Annotated in this window: 18 protein-coding genes; 12 read left to right on the top strand and 6 right to left on the bottom strand. The window is 69.4% G+C overall.

Annotation, left to right across the window (positions count from 1 at the left end):
• The first annotated feature begins 33 nt into the window (after positions 1–33).
• The 3 genes from U4Z31_RS16470 (at position 34) to U4Z31_RS16460 (ending at position 3,150) form a co-directional block, all read left to right on the top strand.
• Entirely contained in the window at positions 34–303 is a 270-nt protein-coding gene (locus U4Z31_RS16470; RefSeq protein WP_321810850.1) for a hypothetical protein, read from the top strand.
• A 269-nt stretch (positions 304–572) separates the two neighbouring features.
• Positions 573–1,955 (top strand): amino acid permease, encoded by a 1,383-nt coding sequence (locus tag U4Z31_RS16465; RefSeq protein ID WP_321810849.1) that lies wholly within the window; start codon positions 573–575, stop codon positions 1,953–1,955.
• 259 nt (positions 1,956–2,214) lie between these two features.
• On the top strand, positions 2,215–3,150 hold the full coding sequence (locus tag U4Z31_RS16460) for a universal stress protein (protein WP_321810848.1): 936 nt from the start codon (positions 2,215–2,217) through the stop codon (positions 3,148–3,150).
• Positions 3,151–3,680: 530 nt separating this feature from the next.
• Here U4Z31_RS16460 and U4Z31_RS16455 read toward each other — a convergent pair.
• Entirely contained in the window at positions 3,681–4,091 is a 411-nt protein-coding gene (locus U4Z31_RS16455) for a hypothetical protein (RefSeq protein WP_321810847.1), read from the bottom strand.
• 597 nt (positions 4,092–4,688) lie between these two features.
• Here U4Z31_RS16455 and U4Z31_RS16450 point away from each other — a divergent pair.
• Positions 4,689–4,943, top strand: coding sequence for a DUF3562 domain-containing protein (locus tag U4Z31_RS16450; RefSeq protein WP_124484851.1), 255 nt, complete (start codon positions 4,689–4,691; stop codon positions 4,941–4,943).
• 242 nt (positions 4,944–5,185) lie between these two features.
• Positions 5,186–6,985 (top strand): methyl-accepting chemotaxis protein, encoded by a 1,800-nt coding sequence (locus U4Z31_RS16445; protein ID WP_321810846.1) that lies wholly within the window; start codon positions 5,186–5,188, stop codon positions 6,983–6,985.
• A 34-nt stretch (positions 6,986–7,019) separates the two neighbouring features.
• Here the strand turns inward: U4Z31_RS16445 and U4Z31_RS16440 are convergent, their stop codons facing one another.
• Together U4Z31_RS16440 and U4Z31_RS16435 are read right to left on the bottom strand one after the other, a co-directional pair.
• Entirely contained in the window at positions 7,020–8,057 is a 1,038-nt protein-coding gene (locus U4Z31_RS16440) for a sigma-54 dependent transcriptional regulator (RefSeq protein ID WP_321810904.1), read from the bottom strand.
• A gap of 77 nt (positions 8,058–8,134) precedes the next feature.
• Positions 8,135–8,434 carry a hypothetical protein gene (locus tag U4Z31_RS16435; RefSeq protein WP_321810845.1) on the bottom strand — a complete coding sequence of 100 codons (300 nt, stop codon included), beginning with the start codon at positions 8,432–8,434 and terminating at the stop codon, positions 8,135–8,137.
• Position 8,435: 1 nt separating this feature from the next.
• Between U4Z31_RS16435 and U4Z31_RS16430 the strand changes: the two genes are divergently transcribed.
• Positions 8,436–10,403 carry an ATP-binding protein gene (locus U4Z31_RS16430; protein WP_321810844.1) on the top strand — a complete coding sequence of 656 codons (1,968 nt, stop codon included), beginning with the start codon at positions 8,436–8,438 and terminating at the stop codon, positions 10,401–10,403.
• Positions 10,404–10,782: 379 nt separating this feature from the next.
• On the top strand, positions 10,783–11,427 hold the full coding sequence (locus U4Z31_RS16425) for a DUF4142 domain-containing protein (protein ID WP_321810903.1): 645 nt from the start codon (positions 10,783–10,785) through the stop codon (positions 11,425–11,427).
• 34 nt (positions 11,428–11,461) lie between these two features.
• On the opposite strand, the gene U4Z31_RS16420 is transcribed toward U4Z31_RS16425, so the two are convergent.
• From U4Z31_RS16420 to U4Z31_RS16410, 3 genes are all read right to left on the bottom strand, one after another.
• Complete coding sequence (locus U4Z31_RS16420; RefSeq protein ID WP_321810843.1) at positions 11,462–11,962, bottom strand: PRC-barrel domain-containing protein; 501 nt, start codon at positions 11,960–11,962, stop codon at positions 11,462–11,464.
• Between the two features lie 81 nt (positions 11,963–12,043).
• Entirely contained in the window at positions 12,044–12,475 is a 432-nt protein-coding gene (locus U4Z31_RS16415; protein ID WP_044843097.1) for a CBS domain-containing protein, read from the bottom strand.
• Positions 12,476–12,817: 342 nt separating this feature from the next.
• A complete protein-coding gene (locus U4Z31_RS16410; protein ID WP_044843098.1) occupies positions 12,818–13,066 on the bottom strand; it encodes a hypothetical protein in 249 nt (82 codons plus the stop codon).
• Positions 13,067–13,207: 141 nt separating this feature from the next.
• Between U4Z31_RS16410 and U4Z31_RS16405 the strand changes: the two genes are divergently transcribed.
• The 5 genes from U4Z31_RS16405 (at position 13,208) to U4Z31_RS16385 (ending at position 19,302) form a co-directional block, all read left to right on the top strand.
• Positions 13,208–13,507, top strand: coding sequence for a hypothetical protein (locus U4Z31_RS16405; RefSeq protein WP_321810842.1), 300 nt, complete (start codon positions 13,208–13,210; stop codon positions 13,505–13,507).
• Positions 13,508–13,804: 297 nt separating this feature from the next.
• Entirely contained in the window at positions 13,805–14,116 is a 312-nt protein-coding gene (locus U4Z31_RS16400) for a hypothetical protein (protein ID WP_044843100.1), read from the top strand.
• A gap of 207 nt (positions 14,117–14,323) precedes the next feature.
• Positions 14,324–15,202, top strand: a complete 879-nt coding sequence (locus U4Z31_RS16395; RefSeq protein WP_321810841.1) for a MipA/OmpV family protein — start codon at positions 14,324–14,326, stop codon at positions 15,200–15,202.
• Positions 15,203–15,310: 108 nt separating this feature from the next.
• Positions 15,311–17,005: a VRR-NUC domain-containing protein gene (locus U4Z31_RS16390; protein WP_321810840.1), complete on the top strand. Its 1,695-nt coding sequence runs from the start codon at positions 15,311–15,313 to the stop codon at positions 17,003–17,005.
• On the top strand, positions 17,002–19,302 hold the full coding sequence (locus U4Z31_RS16385) for an ATP-dependent DNA helicase (RefSeq protein WP_321810839.1): 2,301 nt from the start codon (positions 17,002–17,004) through the stop codon (positions 19,300–19,302). The genes U4Z31_RS16390 and U4Z31_RS16385 overlap by 4 nt, the downstream gene beginning before the upstream one ends.
• Positions 19,303–19,319 lie beyond the last annotated feature (17 nt).

Raw genomic sequence — 19,319 nt, 5'->3', positions numbered from 1 at the left:
CGCAAGGAATATGGCGCTGGCGACGCGAAACCGGTGTTCGGCGCGGTGCGAGATGAAGTCGCTGCATTCCCGGACGTGATCGTGACCGGGGCGGGGCAGGCGCTCGACAGTCCGGTCGTTGTCGAAGTAAATCGCGCGCGGAATGCCGCGCACGTGCCGATTTCGCCTCCGATTTCACGCTTCCCGTTTTCGGGAAAATCGGCTGGCGCGAAACCTCCGATTATTCTTATAATCCCGCCTGCATATTGCGTGCGCTTGATTGCGCACATTCGACGCGCGTTCGTTCGCGCCGAAAGCGATTGATCCCGTTGCTGCCCGCCACGCGCACAGCCGTGTCGCGCGGGCCGCACGGGCGTATTCCGTGAAAGGCCCGATCCGTTTTTCCGGATTGTTCCGGAAAATACCGATAATCAACGGTAATTCCAATCGGAGTGACGCAGTATCCGCAGCGTTTTTCATCCGGAAAACGGCGGCGGGGATTTTTCGTTTTCGGTTTGCCGGTATCGGCATGAACGGTCGCGCATTGACATCGACAATGACGGCGGCCCGTTCGCGGCTGCCAGGAGACTGACTTGAAACAACCAAAAGACCAGCTGCACCGCGGGCTGGAAGAGCGGCACATCAACCTGATGGCGCTCGGCGCAACGATCGGCGTCGGCCTGTTCCTCGGCTCGGCCGCCGCGATCCGCACGGCCGGCCCGGCCATCCTGCTGACCTACCTGCTGGGCGGCATCGCGATTTTCCTGATCATGCGCGCGCTCGGCGAAATGGCGATCACCAATCCGGTCGCCGGCGCCTTCAGCCGCTATGCGCGCGACTACCTCGGCCCGCTCGCGGGCTACCTGACCGGCTGGACCTACTGGTTCGTGTGGATCGTCACCTGCATGGCGGAAATCACCGCGGTGGGCGTCTACATGCACATGTGGTTCCCCGGCGTGCCGAACTGGGTCTGGGCGCTCGCGGCGCTCACGGCGATGGGCGCGGTGAACTTCATCGCGGTCAAGCTGTACGGCGAATTCGAGTTCTGGTTCGCGCTGATCAAGATCGTCACGATCGTGCTGATGATCGTCGGCGGCGGCCTCATGATCGCGTTCGGCATCGGTAACGGCGGCGTCGCGACGGGCATCTCGAACCTGTGGGCCCACGGCGGCTTCATGCCGAACGGCATCGACGGCGTGATCGGCGCGCTGCCGATCGTGATGTTCGCGTATCTCGGCGTCGAGATGCTCGGCCTCACGGCCGGCGAGGCGCGCAATCCGGAGAAGTCGCTGACGAAGGCGGTGAACTCGGTGTTCTGGCGCGTGCTGATCTTCTACATCGGCGCGCTGTTCGTGATCATGTCGCTCTATCCGTGGGACCAGATCGGCACGCAGGGCAGCCCGTTCGTGATGACGTTCTCGCGGCTCGGGATCCCGGCCGCCGCCGGCATCATCAACTTCGTCGTGTTGACCGCGGCGCTGTCGTCGTGCAACAGCGGCCTGTTCAGCACCGCGCGGATGCTCTACAACCTCGCGCAGCAGGGCCAGGCGCCGGCCATGCTCGGCCGCGTGAATCGCAACGGCGTGCCGGTGTACGGCGTGATCGTGTCGGTCGCGCTGCTGCTGATCGGCGTGCTGCTCAACTATCTCGCGCCGCAGCACGTGTTCACTTGGCTGACGTCGGTGTCGACGTTCGGCGCGATCTGGACGTGGTGCGTGATCCTGATCGCGCAGATGCGCTTTCGCCGCACGCTGTCGGCCGACAGGATCGCGCGCCTGCCGATCCGCGTGCCGTTCTATCCGCTCGGCTCGTTCGTCGCACTCGGGTTTCTGGCGCTGGTCGTCGTGCTGATGGCGTTCTCGCCGGATACGCGCGTCGCACTCGTGATCGGCCCGGTCTGGATCGTGCTGCTCGGCATCGCATACGCGGTGTTCCATGCGAACCGGGCGAGCGCGCCCGCGTCGACGAAGTCGTAAGCCAAGCGGCCGAAAGTCGCCGCGCCGCGCGCCGCACAGGCGTGCGCGGCGCATCGCGGCCCGCACGGGTATTGATCGCGATCATGCACGTGCGGGCCGGACGACATATGCTGTCTGAATCGCTTGTCCGCGCTTCGCGTGGCCGTCCGCCGATCCCCGCGACCGCGTCGGCCGTCCGTCCGCCGTCCGCCGTCCGCCGCTGCCCGCGCGAAGCTCCGGTCGTCGTTCGCGACGACGCGTCCGCAAGGAGGCTTTCGCCATGCAGCCCACCCCGACCATCCCGCCGCTCGCGCGGATCTCGCTGGCCGTCGATCTGACACCGGAGTCGCTGTCCGCCGCGCGCTACACGCGCACGCTGCTGCGTCCCGGCATGCAGGTGCGCATCGTCTGCGCGATCGACAATCCGCGTCTCGTGCTGCCCGACATCCCGCGCGTCGACGCGCTGCTGACCTCCGCGCGCGAGGAGATGACGCGTGAAGCGCAGGCGACGCTCGAACGCATCGCGGAACTGTTCGCCGGCAGCGGCGCGGGGATCGAGCAGATGATCATCGATACGTCGCTCACGGGCGGCACGGTGGCCGATGCGCTCGCGAACGACACGTCGGCATGGCACGCCGACGTGCTCGTGGTCGGCGCCAATCCGCACCATGGGCTGCTGCGGCTCGTCGAGGGGGCGGTGTCCGACACGCTGGCCGCGCGCGCACGCTGCGCGCTGCTGATCGTGCCCGCCGACTATGCGCGGCCGTCGGACGGGCCGCTGCAGCGCCTGATGTTCGCGGTCGACGGCAGCGAGCCGTCGCTGCACGCGGTGCGCGTCGGGCTCGGCTTCGCGGTGCCGACGACGCTGCTGTACGCGGCCTACGTCGTCGATCGCGCGGTTCGTCTGACGGATCTCGTGCCGGTGCGCGCGCTCGAGGATGCGTATCGCGCGGAGGGCGAGGATGCGCTGGCGCGGATCGGTCCGCTGTTCCATGCAACGGGGAACCCGACCAAGCGCGGCATCGTCGAGACCCGTCCGACCAGCGACGACGTCGCCCATGCGCTGATGCGCGACGCGGTGCACTGGCATGCGGAACTGCTGGTGGTCGGCACGCACGGCCGGCGCGGCATTGCGGCCTGGCTGATCGGCAGCGTGGCGCGCCGGGTCGCGCATCTCGCGCAGGTGCCGGTGCTGCTCGTGCGCGAGGCCGCGTGAGGATTGCGCTGCGACGAATGCGAAGCGGACTTTCATTGACCTGCATCAGAAACGTCGCGCGTTTTGCATGAGATAGTCGCACGACGTGCGTGTGCATGCGGCGGATGGTCCGTCGTCCGTACCCGACGCCGCGATTCGACACGTCGGTCCGGAACCGCGCGAACCGGCCTGTCCGACGCCGTTGCGATTCAGCCGATTTCCGGAGCCGTGCCGCGCTGCGCATCGCGCATCGGCCGATCACGAACTCTCTGGCACGAGGGTAGGCAGCCGGCGGCTGCCTTGGATAACGGACGGGGTGCATTGCACCCCGTCCGCTTTCCTGGCCCCGTGCTGACTCTTTTCCTCGCAGGTATTGTCTTCGTCGATGTCGCCGTGTGGAACGGCGCGTGATGCCACGCGATCGCGCGATCGCGGATTCGGTCCGGAGCGCGGCATGCGCTGCGCGCGCGGCGCGGTGCCGCAGCCTTCACACGGCCGCGTGCGGCATCGGCTGAGTAAAGGCGCTGCGTTTAGGCCCCGCGTTCCGGCCTTTACGCGGCGCGAGGCGCTCGCAGGTCGCGCTGGCGGTGCGCGTCGCGGCATACGCATGCACCGCGACGCACGCGATGCAGTCGGCCTCGTCCGCCAGGCGTGCGATTGCGCAGTCGCGGCCAGCCGGGGCGCGTCTTGCGGCGCTGCCTCACGACGACCGTTGCGCCGGCACCGGCCCGCGCGCGGAGCGCCGCGGCGAACCGCTGCAGCGCGAGCACCGATCCCGCGACGCTCTGGTACTTTTCGCGGCCGATCTGCCCGTCGAGCGTGACGAGCAAACCCGATTCGCGCGCGAGTGCGAGCAACGCGTCGAGATCTTCGAGCGGGTGGATTACGGCCGGCACGGCGGGCGCGGACAGCATGCGCGTGCGCCGCTGTCCGTCCCGCGCCGGGAAGTTGCGATGAATCATGATGGGTCTCCCTGCGCCCGACCCCGCGTGCCGGCTCGAGGGCCGGCTGAGCGATGACCGGGTATGAACGCTTCGTTCATGACATCAGTATCCGCCGCGGAGACCGCGCTGCCAATCGGTGCGTGCTGAAGTCGCTGTCAGACGTTGCGTGCGAGGTATCGGAATCCGCTGACACGCCGGACCGGCGAGCCGCCGCTGCGGCGCGAGGCGGGCAGGCGGGCAGGCGCGATGTGCGGCGCCCCGATCCGGTGCATTCGAACAGACGAATCGCGGCCGTCGCGCGTCGCTTGACGCAGGACTTTCGCGGGTCTAAGGTCCCACACTGCATCGGCATCGCGCGACGGTTCATCGTCCGAGCGATCGCACGGTGCCGCGCCTCGGGGTGGCGTGACAATCCTTCCAGTCGTTCGCGGGCCTTGGGCGCCGCGAATCCTGCGGGCGGGCCGGTCCGGCGACGGATCGGCGCGGCGGCACGCAAGGTGCCGTTGATCGCGCGCAACCACGCTTCGGCGCATCGTACGCCGGGCGGCCGTTCAGCCTTTAATCTTCCGGTAGCGTCATTTTTCCTTTCGTTCCTCGACCGTCAGGAGCCCGTCGATGTCACAGGACAATTTGCTTGATGCCTTGAAGGCCGTCGCCGCAGAGCGCGCGATCGGCGCCGATCAGTTGCGCACGATGCTCGACGATGAAGTGCGAGCGTTGTCGTCCGATGCCCGCGTGCACGATTACATCCACGTGTTCGCGATCCGCCACCTGCGCGAACGGATGCGCAGGCAGGACGAACTCGAGCGCGACACGCCGGCCAGTACGCCGCGCGACGAGCCGGATACGCGTACCGGCCGCCGTCTGTAAGGGACGATCGGCGCGACCGGCGCCGCGGTGCCTCATGACAGCGGAAGGCCCCTGAGCGCCGCGCGCCTCCGGCACCGGCACCGCTGCACGCCTGCATGCCGACAACGCGCCTGCCTGCCGGTCGCGCCTTTCTTCATATATTTGACCGAATCGACACAACGGCCTCAAGTAAGCGGCGCGGATGCCGTATACCCGGTGAATTCGTCCACCGGGCGTTCGCGCTCCCTTACCGAGTCGTTGCCATGTTCTCGTCCATCCGCACCCGCATCCTCGCCGCGTGCGTCGCCATCGTCGTGTTCGCGCTCGTCGCCACCACGCTGATCAATTACTTCATCGCACGCGCGTACAACAACGACGCGATCGACCGCAACCTGACCTCCGTCGCGAGCGGCCACGTGGTCGGCATCGGCGACTGGGTCGCGACGAAAAGCCGGATGATCGCGTCGTTGCAGGACGCCGCGCTGTCGCCCGATCCGCTGCCGGTGTTCAAGCAGATGGCCGCGGCGGGCGGCTTCACGAACGTCTACGCGGGCTATGCCGACAAGGTGTTCCATTTCTCCGACCCGACCGGCATCCCGCCCGACTACGACCCGACCGGCCGTCCGTGGTACAAGCAGGCCGCCCAGGCCGGCAAGCCCGTCGTCACGCCGCCGTACGTCGATGCGGGCACCGGCAACCTGGTCGTCACGTTCGCGGTGCCGATCCTGCGCGACGGTGCGCTGAAGGGCGTCGTCGCCGCCGACGTCGCGATGGACAGCGTGATCGCGAACGTGAAGTCGATCCACCCGACGCCCGCGAGCTTCGGGATGTTGATCGACAGCAGCGGCCACGTCGTCGCGCATCCTGACGCGAAGCTCACGCTGAAGCCGGTCGCCGACGTGTCGCCCGACCTCGGCGGCATCGGCGCCGCGACGCTGGCGGCGTCGAGCGCGCCGGTCGAAGTGCACGTCGGCGGCGACGCGAAGCTGGTGCGCGCGCAAGCCGTGCCGGGCACCGACTGGTACGCGCTGGTCCTGCTCGACAAATCGGAAGCGACGGCCGGGATGCGCTCGCTGCTCACCGCGTCGCTGATCACGCTGGTGGTGATCGTCGGCGTCGCGTCGCTGATCGTCGGCGCGATCACGACGACCGCGTTCCGCCGCCTGTCGCAGGTGCGTCAGGCGATGGCGTCGATCGGCTCGGGCACGGGCGACCTGACGCAGCGCCTGCCGGCCGACGGCCGCGACGAGGTGGCCGATATCGCGCGCTCGTTCAACAGCTTCGTCGACAAGCTAAACGACGTGATGCGGCAGATCCGCGACGCGAGCGAATCGGTGCGCACGGCCGCGAACGAAATCGCCGCGGGCAACCAGGACCTGTCGTCGCGCACCGAATCGGCGGCGGCGAGCCTCGAGGAAACGGCCGCGTCGATGGAAGAAATCACCGCGACGGTCGGCCAGTCGGCGGCCGCTGCCGGCCAGGCCGACGAACGCGCGGCCGCGGCGTCGCGGATCGCGTCGCACGGCGGCGTGGTCGTATCGGACGTCGTGTCGACGATGGAGAAGATCGAGGAAGCGTCGGGCCGGATCGGCGACATCATCGGCGTGATCGACGGGATCGCGTTCCAGACCAACATCCTCGCGCTGAACGCGGCCGTCGAAGCGGCGCGTGCCGGCGAGCAGGGCCGTGGGTTCGCGGTCGTCGCGCAGGAAGTGCGCAGTCTCGCGCAACGCAGCGCGCAGGCCGCGCGCGAGGTGAAGGTGCTGGTCGAATCGACGGTGGCAAGCGTGTCGGCCGGGTCGGGCCAGGTGCGCCAGGCCGGCGAGACGATGCGCGAGATCGTGTCGAACGTCGCCAACGTGACGACGATCATCTCCGAGATCACGCACGCGGCGAACGAGCAGACGCGCGGCATCCAGGAAGTGAACCGCGCGGTCACCCAGCTCGACGAAATGGTGCAGCAGAACGCGGCGCTCGTCGAACAGTCGACCGCGGCCGCGACCGCGCTGCAGACGCAGGCGAACTCGCTCGCGACGACGGTCGGGCAGTTCAAGGTCGCATGACCTGCGCCGGTTGACGCAGGGCGCGCGGCGGCGTTCAGGGGCGGCCGTCGTCGCGCATCAGCGCGAGCCGGTTGTAGAGCGTCTTCAGGCTGATGCCGAGCGCTTTCGCGGCTTGCGGCTTGTTGCCGTCGAAGTGCTGCAGCGTCGCCGCGATGAAACGTTGCTGCGCATGGTGCAGCGTCGCGCCGAGCGGCAGCGCCATCGCGTCGTCCGACGTGTGGTCGGGCGGCGCTGCCGGCCTCGGCAATGCGACGTCGATGCCGTCGTCCGCGAGGATGTACGCGCGCTCGATCGTGTTGTGCAACTCGCGCACGTTGCCGGGCCACGAATAGGCGCGCAGCGCGGCGATCGCCGCGTCGGTCAGCCGCTTGTGCGAGCGGTGCCGCGCGTTGAGCGCATCGACGAACTCATGCGCGATCGCCTCGACGTCGCCGCTGCGCTGGCGCAGCGGCGGCACATACAGCGCGAACGCGGCGAGACGGTAGAACAGGTCCTCGCGCAGCCGGCCGTCGCGCACGGCATCGGCCGGATTGTGGCGGGTCGCCGACAGGATCCGCACGTCGAGCGGAATCGAGTCGGTGCCGCCGACCCGCACGATCGTGTTCGATTCGAGCGCCCGCAGCAGCTTCACCTGCAGCGACGCGGGCATCTCCGCGATCTCGTCGAGCAGCAGCGTGCCGCCGCACGCGGCTTCGAAAAAACCCTCCCGTTGCGCGATCGCGCCGGTGAAGCTGCCTTTTTCGTGACCGAACAATTGCGCTTCGGCGATGTCCGCCGGAATCGCGCCGCAGTTGACGGGCACGAACGGCCCGTCGCGTCGCGCGCTGAGGTCGTGCAGCCGGCGCGCGACGATATCCTTGCCGACCCCGCTTTCGCCGGCAATCATCACGCTGGCGCGGGTCGGAGCGATTTTCTCGATACGGCCGAGCAGCGTGCGCATCGCCGCGGAGCGGCCGGACAGCCGGCGCGCGTCGGCGCCTTGCTTCGGACGGTTTGCGGATTCAGCCATAAGCGTCGGCGGGCCGTTTTGAAAATCGGCACCGCAGGTTCCCTTCATTGCAATATCTATCATCGACAGCGAAACCGCACGGAAGGTGCCGCGATTTAGAAATTTACAATGTCCGGTGCGGGGATCGAAGAAATACGCGATCACAGGGGCACGATGCCGACGGGCGGCAGCCGACACCGCGTGTCGATGCTTTTTTGCAGCCGACCGATGAAAAATCGCAAGTCGGCATCACCCGCGTTTCGCGCAAACGCGGCGGGGCGGCCGAGCGACGCGGCGCGGCGGCACGCGCAGCGCGCCGCGCCGCGAAGCCGCCGCGCGGCCGTGCCGCGGGTACGCGCGTTGCGCCGGCCCTTGGGCTCGCCCCCGAACGCTCGACGGCACATGCCGGCCGCCGAGGCGGGAGCCGTCGAGCGACGGTCGCCGGGGCGATGCAGGGACACGATGAGGATCCTTACCCGTGAACTGTTCCGGCAGGGCGCATGGGTCGTGCTGGCCGTCGGGGTGGCGTCCGCGCTGCAGGCGTGGGCGATGCACGTCGTCGGCGTACATGCACCGTTTGCACAGCTGCCTTTCTACGCCGGTGTTGCGGCTGCGGCCTGGCTGACGTCGTTCGGCGGCGGCCTGGCCGCGACGGCCGCGAGCGCGGTCGTGATCGGCGCGTTGGGCTGGCGCGAGGTGACGCTGCCCGCGCTGCTCGCGCAGGCCGGCGCCTTCGTCGCGATCGGTTTCGTCGAATGCGTGCTCGTGGTGGTCGTCAAGCCGCTGCTCGCAAACGATCGGCTGCACGGGGCCGAGGATGCGGAGGGAAACGACGCACGCATGCCGCGCCGCGAACCGACACCCGCGGCGCGCTCGCTCGACGACATCCTGCTGCGCCGCGTGGTCGATGCGTCGCCCGACGCGATCGTCGGCGTCGACGCCGTCCGGCGGATCACGAGCTGGAATCCGGCCGCGCGGCGCCTGTTCGGCATCGATGCCGCGGCGGTGCTCGGGCACGACGTCACGACGCTGATCGCGCCGCGCTGGCTGCGATTGCATCCGGTTCCCACGTCGTTCGCGAACGCGCGCCCGCCCGCAGGCCCGCTCGACATTCTGTGCCTGCGCCACGACGGCGGCCGCTTTCGCGCGACCTTCGTGGCGGCGCCGATCGTCGACGCGCAAGGCAACTGCACCGGCCTGTCGATGACGCTGCGCGAAGCGCGCGAACGCCGCCGAAGCGAGCGGCGCAACCTGCGTTCGTTGCGCGGCGCGCGCGACGCGCGCGTGCAGGCCGACGAGTCGAACCGGCTGAAGGACGAACTGCTCGCCACCGTATCGCATGAACTGCGCACGCCGCTGAACGTGATCTACGGCTGGGTCGAGGTGATGCGCAGCGCCGACGGCCAGAGCTTCGCTCACCAGGCGATCGATGCGATCGACCGCAGCGCACGCTCGCTGTCGCGGATGGTCGGCGACCTGCTCGACGCCTCGTCGCTCGCGACGGGGCGGATGCGGCTCGAGCGCGCGCCCGTCGATCTCGTGCGCGTCGTGCGGGAGGCGGTGCGCGAACTCGGCGCGACGGCGGAGGCGAACGGTCTCGAACTGTCGATCGCGTGCGCGATGTCCAACTGCGTGATCTCCGCGGACGGCGAGCGGGTGCGCCAGATGCTGTCGAACCTGCTGTCGAACGCGATCAAGTTCACGCCGCCGGGCGGCAGCATCAAGGTGTCTCTGACCCGGGCCGGCGCGCGCGTGCGGCTGTCGGTCGCCGATACCGGCCAGGGCATTTCGGCGGAACGCCTGCCGCATCTGTTCGATACGTTCAACCGGCCGGAAGGCGCGTCGGCCTCGCCCAAGCGTGGGCTCGGACTCGGCCTGTCGATCGTGCGCAACATCGCACGGCTCCACGGCGGCGAGGTGACGGCTGCGAGCGATGGCGCCGGGTGCGGCACGACCGTGACCGTGATGCTGCCGGTGGACTGGGGCGCCGACATGCCGAACGGCCAGCCGTTACGGCCGAGCGGTGCGTCGACGGCGGTCGCACTCGACGGCCGGCGCGTGCTGGTGGTCGATGACGATGCGACGTCGCGCGCGAGCCTTGCGGCGGCGCTCGAAACGCTCGGTGCGCAGGTGTCGACCGCGCAATCGGGGCGCGACGCGCTCGACGTGGTCGCGCGGCAGCACCCGAGCGTCGTGCTGTCGGATCTCGCGATGCCGGACGGCGACGGCTTCTGGCTGCTCGACCACATCCGCCATTTGCCGAACGGCAGCGGGCGCCTGCCCGTCGTCGCGGTGACCGCGCATGCGGGTGCGGCGGACCGGAACCGCGTGATGGCCGCCGGCTTCGACGCGTATCTGTGCAAGCCGGTCGACATGCCGACGCTGGCCAGCGTCATCGTCGACGTGTCGAGCGCCGAGCGGCATCGCTGACGCGCGGCGGCCTCCGCATCCCGCGCCAGGCGGCACGATGAAGGGATCGAACCTTGCCCGGCGCGACGGCACCGGCGGCAGGCCGAGTCGACGGACAGCGTGCCCGACGAGCGGCGACGCGCGACCGCGATTGGGGTCGTGCCCAACATCGACGGTTCGCGCGGTGTGTGCGACAGGCTGCGGATCCGCGGGAAGTCACGTATGACACGACGTTCGCGGAGCGCACGCTGCGGGTAACCGCCGCATTGTCGATCGAGTATGTCGAGGGTGCATGGAGCAAAGGCGCGTGGACCGATTTCCCGCGTCCGCGCATCGTCCGCATGACGGGCCGGTTGCCGCGTTCGGCGGGGCCGATCCGTCGACCGATACGGAGGTCCGGATGAAAACGAGCGACAGGAATCTCCTCCGAGCCACCGCGGTTGCCGGCATCGTGTGCCTGGTGGGATCGGGCGTGCTCGCGGTGTTGCGGGTACCGGCATTCGCGCCGGCGCATGCGCAGGCGCCGCCGGCATCGTCCGTTCAGGTCGCGCCGGGCGTCGTCAGTCCCGGCGCGACCGCCGACGAGGCGGACATGACGCGGCGGCCGAGCGGCATCGACGCCGAATTCATCGACAAGGCCGGCATCGTCGGCAAGACGGAGTTGCAGGCGAGCCAGCTCGCGCTCGACCGGTCGTCGAATCCGGGCGTGAAGGCCTTCGCGCGCCGGATGATCGACGATCACGTTCGCATGACCGCGGAATTGCGCCGGCTCGGCGCGCAAAAGGGCTTGCCCGTGCAGACGCGGATGCTGGTCGATCCGGCGGTGAATGCGCTGCGAAGCAAGAACGGCCATGCGTTCGACAAGGGGTACATCGAGCTGGCGGGACCGAACGCGCACGACGCGGCGATCAGGCTCTACTCAGCCGAGGCGCGCGACGGCCACGACCGGCAGCTTCGCGCGTTCGCGGCCAACGCGCTGCCGACGCTGAAGGCGCACCTGAGCGCCGCGCGCGCACTCGAGCGTGCGATCGCGGCCGCGCACTGATCCGCACGGCGATCCGCGCGGCCCGGCGCGTCCGTCAGTGCGGCCGCGTGTCGCTTTCCGGGCCGTCCGGCGACGCCTCGAAGGGCGGCGCATCGAGTACCGTTTCGCCTTCCTCGATCAGCCAGTACGGCGATGCGCCGTAGTACGCGTGCAGCCCCTCGGCCCAGGTGGGATCGGCCATCGTCGGCCAGCGGTCTTTCTCGAAGCCGGGCGCGTCGCGCACGCGCTCGGTCGAAACGGGCAGCACGAAGCAGCGGCGCCCGGCGTCGAGCGTCAGCACGTTCCACGGCACCGCGAGCAGCTTGTCGCCGATCCCGAGCAACCCGCCCGACGACACGACCGCATACGCGATCCGGCCCGAGCGGATATCGAGCATGATGTTCGTGATCTTGCCGATGTCGTCGCCGTCCAGCGTCAGCACGCGATCATCTTCCAACGTGCTGGCGGCCATCACGTCCGGCCCCGGCCCGCCGGCCGAACGGCCGCGGTCGCCGACGATGCGCGCCTGCGTGCGCGACGGTCTGTCCGTTGTCATCGCTGTTCTCCTGGTCGAAGCGGCGCGGCGCACACGGCGCGCGGGCCGCACGGGTGAGGGCCGCACGGGTGAGGGCCGCGGTCAGCGGCGGCGCGGCAGGGACACGTCCTCGAGCGTGTTCGCCAGCTCGTCGCGTGCCGGGCCGCCCGCGCGTGTCGCGATGTCGCCCAGCGACACGATGCCGACGATCTGGTGATTGGCGTCGAGCACCGGCATCCGGTGCAACTGCACGTCGGCCATCCGCTGCTGGACGTCGCCGACGCCGTCGTCTTCCACGCACCACTGCACCGGCGCGGATGCGACCACCTTTACCGGGGTATCGGACGAATGCCCGTGCGACAGCGCTCGCACTGCGAGGTCGCGGTCCGTCACGATCGCGACGAGCCCGGTGTCATCGCAGACAGGCAGCACGCCGATGTCGAAGCGCTGCATCAATTCGGCCGCATGGCGAATCGTGTCGGTCGGCGCGACGCAGACCACGTCGCGCGACATGATTTCATTGACGCGATACATGAACGCCTCCTTCGTGAACGAGACGACATGGAAGCAGAACGCGTGCCGCGTTCAATCGGCACAGGCCGGGCCTGCGCGGCCGCGCCACGGAGAAATTTGCCAGCCGGCTTGTACATCTTCCACGGCGGCAGCCGCGGCCGGGCCGCGAGCGACGCTCAGTGGCCCACGCCCGTCATCACGACGATTGCCAGGACCAGCGCGCTCTCGATTGCGGCGAGTGCCGCGACGCCTGCGGCGCCGCTGACTTCGTGCCATGCACGTTCGATGCGTTTCATCACTTCACTCCGGTTGGGCCGGCCGGGCGACGCTACGCTGCCGCGCATCGCGGGCCGGGTGCCGCCGTCAGCCGTGATCGCGGGGCGGTTGCGGGGCGTCGGGCGCGCGACGTTCGCGTTCGCCGGACGGCCTGGCGGGGTCGATGCGGGTCGCACCGCCGACGGCGGGCGGATCGCTGGCCGGGAACGTCTCCTCGAGCCCTTCGTCGATGCGCTCTTCCGTCTTGTCGTCGGACGGCTTGCGCGACGTGGCCAGGGAGAGCGGGCTGGCAGCCGGTGACACGGCGTCTCGGCTACCGGGGGCGGATGCGGTCATGATCGAACCTCCTTACGGGTACCAGGGGTGCAAGCACCGTACCCGCGCAGCGCGGGCGGCATGACGCTTGCAGCCGTCGAGCCGGCCGGGCGGGCTGAGACGTGGCCGGCCCGCCGCCGGCGTGGACGAGAGGACATCGTGATGAATGAACCCAGGGAAAGAATACGTTACGACGCGAACGTGTGCGGCGGCGATTTCAGTCAAGTGCGCGAGCGTTTCGACACATGGAAGCGCGAATCGCGGATCCACCGGCCCGAGCGGCGCATGTTCGACGGGAAGGACGAGGTTCGCGAGCTGAACCCTACCGTCTACGCGGGGCCGGAAAGCGCACAGCGGGCGCTCGCCGCGCGATGCGCGCCGTCCGATCGATTCGCACTCGCGGCGCGTCTCGCCGCCGAAGGGCGGACGCTGTGGCTGGTGATGGCGGCCTACGATGCATAACCGGTGCACCGCTGCACCCGGGCAGGCACGCCGCTTGCGCGCGCTCGCCGCACCCATCGACACGCGCGAGCCGCCGCGCAGGAGCGACATGAGTACACGATCCATGCTGCACCGTCCGGAGCCGACGCCCGACTTCGATCCCGATCCGGCGCTGCCCGAGCACGACGATCCGTTCGATCCGCCCGTGCCCCCGGGCCTGCCGCAAGGCGATCCGCCGTCGCAGCCGCCGCCGATGCGGATGCCGGGCGAGGGCAGCGAACCGCGGCCGGCCGCGCGATCATCAAAAGGAGGACCGTCATGGACATTCACGTGCAATCGCCCGACAAGCGCGCGATCGCCCAGGTGCTGGGCCGCTATTTCGAGTCGCGTTCGTTGCGTTACCACATCGAGGAGTTGCCGGGCGGCGTGCTGCATATCGGCTTTCGCGCGAGCGGGCGCCCGGTCGCCGTCACCGTGTCGTTCGACGACACCGCCTACGACACCTACACGCACTGGGACGCGAGCCAGAAGCAGCTCGCGCTCGGGCGTCTCGCGGACGGCTTCTCGCGCATGATGGCGAAGCGCAGCCCGGCCGCGCTCGCCGGCGACTATCACGTCGAGCGTTTCTGATTCCGCAACCCTGCGCCGGTTCATGCCGGAATACGGCAAAGTGCCCGCGTTCAACGGGCGCTTTGCGGCTTCGCGTGCGCCAGCGTAGGATGTTCACAATTCAGCGCACGCTACGTTCGCGCCGTCGGCTGCTCGCCGTTGCAGCCGGCCAGGCTGCGACGCGCTTTCCCTCAGGTTCGTTTCGTGCAACCGACGGAGACCGCCTTGATGACCGTTGCCCGCCCGTTGTTGTCGCCCGGCACCCGCCGGTTCGTGTCCGGCCTGTCGGCCTTCGCCGCGCTCGCGGCGGCCGGTGCCCGCGACGCGTCGGCCCAGACGCCGTCGCCGCTCGGCGAATGGCAATACTCGGCGGGCGTCCCGCTGCAGAAACTGTTCAGTCCGACCGTCCCCACCTGGCAGGTCAGCGTCGGCGCGGCGATGACGCTGCAGCCGCGCTACGCGGGTTCCGATCGCTATCGCGTGATGGGCGGCCCGAATTTCGACGTGCGCTATCGCGACCTGTTCTTCCTGTCGACGGGCGACGGGCTCGGCGCGAACGTGTTGCGCGGGCCCAACTGGCGCGTGAGCCTGTCGGTCGGCTATGACCTCGGACGCCGCGCGGCCGACGATCTCGACCACCTGAACGGGCTCGACAACATCAACGCGGCGCCGGTGATGAAGCTCGCGGCCGACTACGTGATCTCGAAGGATTTTCCGCTCGTGCTGCGCGCGGATGTGCGGCGCAGCATCGGCGGCTCGAACGGCTGGGTCGGCGATTTCTCCGCGTACATGCCGATGCCGGGCAGCAACGAACACTTCTTCTGGTTCGCCGGGCCGACCGTGTCGTTCGCCGATTCGCGCTACATGAACGGCTGGTTCGGCGTGCCCGCGGGGGCGTCCGCGCGTTCGGGGCTGCCGGCCTATTCGTCGGGTGCGGGGATGAAGTCGTTCGGCGCGGGCGTGACGATGGTGTGGTTCGTCAACAAGCACTGGTTCGTGACGATGGACGGCGCGATCGAACAGCTCGTCGGCCGCGCACGGCGCAGCCCGATCACGCAGCAGTCGACGAACGGCGTGTTCGACATGTCGGTGAATTACCAGTTCTGACCGCGATCGGCGACGGCCGGGCGGCCGCGTGGCGGTGCGCGGCATGCGGCATTTTTCGTCACATTTGATATGATTCCGACCTGTACAAACGTACAGTGATCGATCCCCGTGACGCCTGCATCGCCGACGCCCCCGGCGTTTTACTACCTGACCAATTTCGAACGCGCGCTGGCCTGGCTCGGCGAGCGTTACGACGACCTGCTCGATGCGAGCGAACATGCGTTTCTCGCGCATTTCGCGCAACTGCCGAAAGCGTCGCGTGCGTTGCTCGTGCGGATGCTGATGCGCAGCGGCACCGACTTCCGCGCGAGCAAGCTCGCGTACGACGAAATCGGCAGCACGCTCGACGCGGCCGCGCCGCTCGTCGAGCTCGGCTGGGTCGATCCGGCACCCGCGCTCACGCTCGACGAGTTGTTCGTGCTGTCGACCAAGGCCGACCTGCTGAAGGTGTTCCCGTCGCTCGCCGCGCACGCGGGCGAGCGCAAGCCCGAATGGCTCGAGCGGTTGCGGCCCGCGCACGACGTGGCGCAACCGCTCGACGCATGGTGCGCGCAGGCCGACGATCGCGTGCTGCGCGTGACGGTCGGCGCGCTGTGCGACCGCCTGCGGCTGATGTTCTTCGGCAATCTTCATCAGGACTGGAGCGAATTCGTGCTCGCCGATCTCGGCGTGTTCCAGTACGAAAGCGTGCCGTTCGCGCCGTCGTCGCGCGCGTTCCAGCAGCGCGACGACGTCGACGCGTATCTCGCGCTGCAGACCTGCCGCGAAGCACTCGACGCATGGCCCGACGACCAGCCGTTCGACGATCTGCTGCAGGCGATCGACGCGGTCGGCTGCGCGCAGCCGTGGCTCGCGACGCGCCGCGCGAAGCTGCTGTTCACGCTCGGGCAGACCTGCGAGCGCCGCGCCGACTGGGCTGCCGCGCTCGACGCGTATGCGCGCAGCGCGTGGCCGGGCAGCCGGCACCGGCGCATTCGCGTACTCGAACGCTGCGGCCGCGACACCGATGCGCTCGCATTGGCGCTCGATGCGCGCGGCGGCTTCGAAAGCGACGAGGAGCGCCAGCGCGTCGAGCGGATGCTGCCGCGCCTGCAGCGCCGTCTCGGGCAGCGGGTCGAACGCGCGGGCGGCACGCCCGAGGTGCCGCGCGAGACGCTCGTGCTGATGCGCCCTGAAGCGTTCGTCAGCGTCGAATACGCGGTGCGCGACCATCTTGCGCAGCCCGATGCGCCGGTTCACTACGTCGAGAACACGCTGATCAATTCGCTGTTCGGCCTGCTGTGCTGGGAGCCCGTGTTCGCGGCCGTGCCCGGCGCGTTCTTTCACCCGTTCCAGCGCGGCCCGGCCGACCTGCACGCGCCCGATTTCGCCGTGCGCCGCACGGACGCGTTCGCCGCCTGTTTCGCGCAACTCGACTCGGGCGCGTACCGCGACACGATCCGCCGGCACTTCGCGACGAAGACGGGGCTGCAATCGCCGTTCGTGTTCTGGGGCGTGCTGACCGACGAACTGCTCGACGAGGCGTTGGCCTGCCTGCCGCCCGAGCACCTGCGGCTGTGGTTCACGCGCCTGCTCGCGGATATCCGCGGCAACCGCTCGGGGCTGCCCGATCTCGTCCGTTTCTGGCCCGGCGAACGGCGCTATGAATTGATCGAGGTGAAGGGCCCCGGCGACCGGCTGCAGGACAACCAGACGCGCTGGCTCGTGTACTGCCTCGCGCACGGCATGCCGGTGCGTGTCGTCGATGTCGAATGGGCCGGAGCCGGAGTCGAGCAGGCCGAAGCGGCGGGATTGTCCGCATGAGCTACGTCGTCGCGGTGCGGGCGATGTGCGAATTCACCGCGCGGCGCGGCGATCTCGACCTGCGCTTCACGCCCGCGCCGACCGCACTCGAAGGCATTGCCGGCCACGGCGCCGTCACGTCGAAGCGCGGCGCGCGCTACGAAACCGAGATCGCGCTGACCGGCACGTGGGGCACGCTCACCGTGCGCGGGCGCGCGGACGGCTACGACCCGGTCGCGAACCGGCTCGAGGAGATCAAGACCTACCGCGGCAGCCTCGACGCGATGCCGGCCAACCATCGCGCGCTGCACTGGGCGCAGGCGAAGGTCTATGCTCACCTGATGTGCGACGCACGCGGCCTCGCGGAAATCGACGTCGCGCTCGTGTATTTCGACATCGTGTCGGAGCGCGAGACCGTGCTAACGGAAACGTTGAGCGCCCCCGTACTCGCCGCGTTCTTCGCCGAGCAGTGCGCGTGCTTCGTCGGCTGGGCCGAGCGCGAGACCGCGCACCGCTCGGCCCGCGATGCGGCGCTGCGTGCGCTGACGTTTCCGCACGGCCGGTTCCGCAGCGGCCAGCGCGAGCTGGCCGTGTCCGTCTATCGGGCGGCGCGCGATGAGCGCTGCCTGATGGCGCAGGCGCCGACCGGCATCGGCAAGACGCTCGGCACGGTGTTTCCGCTGCTGAAGGCGTGCGGCGGGGGCGAGCTCGATCACGTGTTCTTCCTGACCGCGAAGACGCCCGGCCGCGCGCTCGCGCTGGAAGCGGCGACCACGCTCGGCGCCGGCACGCCGGCGCTGCCGCTGCGCGTGCTGGAGCTCGTCGCGCGCGACAAGGCGTGCGAGCATCCCGACCGCGCGTGTCACGGTGAATCGTGCCCGCTTGCGCAAGGCTTCTACGACCGGCTGCCGGCGGCGCGCGACGCGGCGATCGGCGCGGGGCTGCTCGATCGCGATACCGTGCGCGAGGCGGCGCTCGCGCACGACGTCTGTCCGTACTATCTCGCGCAGGAGCTGGCGCGCTGGTCGGACATGGTGATCGGCGACTACAACTACTACTACGACGGCAGCGCGATGCTGCATACGCTCGCGCAGCAGAACCAGTGGCGCGTCGGCGTGCTCGTCGACGAGGCGCACAACCTGCTCGATCGCGCCCGCAAGATGTACAGCGCATCGCTCGACCCGTTCGCGTTCGCGGCCGCGCGCGAGGCGGCGCCCGCGGCACTGCGCAAGGCGTTCGACCGGCTCGCGCGCGCGTGGGGCACGCTCAATCGCGCACAGGCCGAGCGCTATGCGGCATACCCCGAGATTCCGGGGCCGATCGTGTCGGCCGTGCAGAACCTCGTCGCGGCAATCGGCGAACACCTGACCGATGCGCCGCGCGCGAACGGCGACGCGCTGCTGCGCTTTCATTTCGAGGCGATCCAGTTCGGCGTGCTCGCCGATGCGTTCGACAGCGCGTCGATCTTCGACGCGACGCTGCACGGCGAGCCGCTGCCGCGCCAGTCCGGGCTCGACGGTGTCGCACCGGCCGGGCGCCGGCGCCGCATCCAGTCGACGCTGTGCGTGCGCAACGTGATTCCGGCCGGCTTTCTCGCGCCGCGTTACGACGCCGCGCGCGCGACCGTGCTGTTTTCCGGCACGTTGAGCCCGTTTCATTTCTATCGCGACACGCTCGGGTTGCCGGCCGACACCGGCTGGCTCGACGTCGACGGGCCGTTCCGCGCCGAGCAGCTGACCGTGCGCGTCGCGAGCCACGTATCGACGCGCTGGCGCGACCGCGATCGTTCGCTCGAACCGATCGTGGACCTGATCGCCGCGCAGTATGCGGCACGGCCCGGCAACTACCTCGGTTTCCTCAGCAGCTTCGACTATCTCGGGCGCGTCGTCGCGCTGATGCAGACGCGTCATCCGGACGTGCCCGTGTGGGCCCAGGCGCCCGGCATGGCCGAAAGCGAGCGCGACGCGTTTCTCGCGCGATTCGACGCGGGCGGGCGCGGGGTCGGCTTCGCGGTGCTGGGCGGTGCGTTCTCGGAAGGCGTGGATCTCGTCGGCGAGCGGCTGATCGGCGCGTTCATCGCGACGCTCGGGCTGCCGCAGGTCAACGATGTCAACGAACAGATGCGGCGCGCGATGGAGGCGCGCTTCGGCAACGGGTACGACTACATGTATCTGTACCCGGGCCTGCAGAAGGTCGTGCAGGCGGCCGGGCGCGTGATCCGCACCGAACACGACGAGGGCGTCGTGCATCTGATCGACGATCGTTACCGGCGGCGGGAGGTGCGCGATCTGTTGCCGCGATGGTGGCGGATCGGGTGACGGGCGTGATGGATGTC

Source organism: Burkholderia sp. BCC1985 (assembly GCF_905339915.1).
GTDB lineage: Bacteria > Pseudomonadota > Gammaproteobacteria > Burkholderiales > Burkholderiaceae > Burkholderia.
Note: the sequence above shows the minus strand (reverse complement) of the source record. Positions and strands in the feature narration are given on the sequence as shown.